Origin of the sequence: Streptomyces sp. NPDC048483 (assembly GCF_040651455.1) — a bacterium.
In the GTDB taxonomy this organism is placed as follows: Bacteria; Actinomycetota; Actinomycetes; order Streptomycetales; family Streptomycetaceae; genus Streptomyces.
In genome coordinates this window covers 1-2,781 of sequence record NZ_JBEZJZ010000241.1, presented here as the reverse complement: position 1 = coordinate 2,781, position 2,781 = coordinate 1, and the positions used below count along the sequence as shown (strand labels likewise).

Genomic DNA, 2,781 nt, shown 5'->3' with positions numbered 1-2,781 from the left:
ATGGGTCGGGCGCCTCGTGATGCCGAGGCGTATTTGGCGACCGGCAATACCGCGAGTGTGCTGTCGGGCCGAGTGTCGTATGCGTTCGGGTTCGAGGGCCCGGCCGTCACGGTGGATACGGCATGTTCGTCCTCGCTGGTGGCGTTGCATTGGGCAGCTCAGGCCCTGCGTGCCGGGGAGTGCTCGCTTGCGTTGGCCGGTGGTGTGACGGTGATGTCGACGCCGACCGCGTTTGTTGGTTTTTCCCGGCAGAGTGGGCTGGCGGCTGATGGTCGGGTCAAGGCGTTTGCTGAGGCTGCGGATGGTACGGGTTGGGGCGAGGGTGTCGGCGTGCTGCTGGTGGAGCGGTTGTCGGATGCTCGTCGGAACGGGCATCAGGTGCTGGCTGTGGTGCGTGGTTCGGCGGTGAATCAGGATGGTGCGTCGAATGGTTTGACGGCGCCGAATGGTCCGTCGCAGCAGCGGGTGATCCGGCAGGCGTTGGCGAACGCGCGGCTTGCTGCCGCGGATGTGGATGTGGTGGAGGCGCACGGTACGGGTACGACGCTGGGTGATCCGATCGAGGCGCAGGCGCTGCTGGCGACGTACGGACAGGGGCGCGACGAGGACCGGCCGCTGTGGCTCGGCTCGATCAAGTCCAACATCGGCCACACCCAGGCCGCCGCGGGCGTGGCCGGCATCATCAAGATGGTGCAAGCCATGCGGCACGAGGTGCTGCCGAAGACGCTGCACGTGGACGAGCCGTCCTCGCATGTGGACTGGTCGACCGGCTCCGTCGAGCTGCTCACCGACAACCAGCCGTGGACCGGTAATGGACAGGTGCGTCGTGCGGGCGTCTCCTCGTTCGGGATCAGCGGCACCAACGCCCACGTGATTGTGGAGCAGGCTCCGGTTATGGAGGAGGAGCCTGCGGATGAGACGGGCACCATCCCTCCTGCAGGTGCGGCGGTGGTGCCGTGGGTGGTGTCGGCGAGGTCTGAGGCGGGGTTGCGGGCGCAGGCTGGGCGGCTGCACAGCTTCTTGGCGGAGCGGTCGAATCCGCTGTCACCGCTCGATGTGGGCTTTTCCCTGGCGACGACCCGCGCGGGGCTCGACCATCGTGCGGTCATTGTCGCGGCCGATTATGAGGGCTCGCTACGGGGCCTGGCCGCGCTTGCCGAGGGTGCTCCCGCAGGTGACGTGGTGCGGGGAGAGGTTGCTGCCGGTGCTGGTCGCATTGGGGTGTTGTTCTCGGGTCAGGGTGCGCAGCGGCTCGGTATGGGGCGGGAGTTGTACGACCGGTTCCCCGTCTTCGCGGAAGCCTTCGATGGTGTGTGTGGGGAGTTGGAGCGGGCGTCGGGTTCGTCCGTGCGTGGGGTGGTGTGGGGTGAGGATGAGGCGGTGCTGAACCAGACCGTTCATGCGCAGGCGGGTTTGTTTGCGGTCGAGGTGGCGCTCTTCCGGTTGCTGGAGTCTTTCGGTGTCGCGCCCGATGTACTCGTCGGTCATTCGGTGGGGGAGCTGGCGGCGGTGCATGTGTCCGGCGTGCTGTCTCTCGAGGACGCGTGCACGCTGGTGGCCGCGCGGGGTCGGCTGATGCAGGCGCTGCCCGAGGGCGGGGCGATGCTCGCCGTCCAGGCCCACGAGGAGGAGATCGCACCGCTGCTGGGTGAGTCGGTGTGGCTTGCCGCGGTCAACGGACCTGACTCGGTGGTCGTCTCCGGTGATGTCGACGCGGTTGAGGCTGTGCGGGAGTGGGCGAAGCGACAGGGCCGTAGGACGAATCGGCTGCGGGTTTCGCATGCGTTCCACTCGCATCGGATGGACGGCATGCTGGAGGAGTTTGCCCGGGTAGCGGAGCGGTTGACGTACGGGGCGCCGCAGATTCCTGTGATCTCCACCCTCACCGGTGAGGCTGCTTCTGAGGAGGAGTTGTGCTCGTCGGCGTACTGGGTGCGTCAGGTGCGCGAGGCAGTCCGCTTCGCGGATGCGGTGCGTGCAGCTGCGGGTCAGGGTGTGACGCGCTTTGTGGAGGCCGGTCCGGACAGCGTCCTGGCGGCCCTGGCCAGCGCCACCCTTGCCGAGAGGGAGCGTGAGAGTGGCACGGACGCGGAGGCCGGCAGCGTGTGCGTTGCCGCCCAGCGCGCCGATCGCGACTCGGAACACACCCTGCTCACCGCTCTTGCTCAGCTCCACACGGCTGGAATCGCGGTGAGCTGGGATTCGTTGTTCGCGGGTGCGCAGAGGGTCGATCTGCCGACGTATGCGTTCCAGAGGCAGCGGTTCTGGGTGGAGTCGGTGGCGTCGGCGGGTGTGTCTTCGGCCGGGGATGGGGTGGAGTCTCGGTTCTGGGAGGCGGTGGCCGGTGAGGACTGGGAGACGTTGGGCGACGCCCTGGGCATCAGTGAGGACGATTCGCTGACGTCGGCGGTGTCTGCGTTGTCGACGTGGCGACAGGCCTATGTGGCCGAAGCCTCGGTCGATAACTGGCGCTATCGCGTGTCGTGGTCGGCTCTGGCCGAATCCGAGGTGGCCAAGCTCTCGGGGACGTGGTTGTTGCTGACTGGTGAGGGCGGGGATGCGTGCGTTGACATCGCTGGTGTTGTGGAGCGGCACGGAGGCGCTGTTGTGCGGGTCGCTGTCCCGCCTGGGGCTGACCGGTCGTTGCTGGCCGGGGTGGTGCGCGAGGCGGTGGCCGAGGCCGGGTCGGTGGCTGGGGTGCTGTTGGCGTTGGATGTGGTGGGCACTGCTGTGGCGGTGCAGGCGTTGGGTGATGTGGGTGTGGGCGCTCGGGTGTGGGCG

General features: G+C 67.9%; 1 protein-coding gene. It reads left to right on the top strand.

All coding sequences use genetic code 11. The features are described from left to right. Positions 1 to 33: 33 nt before the first annotated feature. Positions 34 to 2,781, top strand: a 2,748-nt coding sequence (locus AB0D04_RS42520; RefSeq protein ID WP_362712845.1) for an acyltransferase domain-containing protein, incomplete at its 3' end; no start/stop codon positions are given.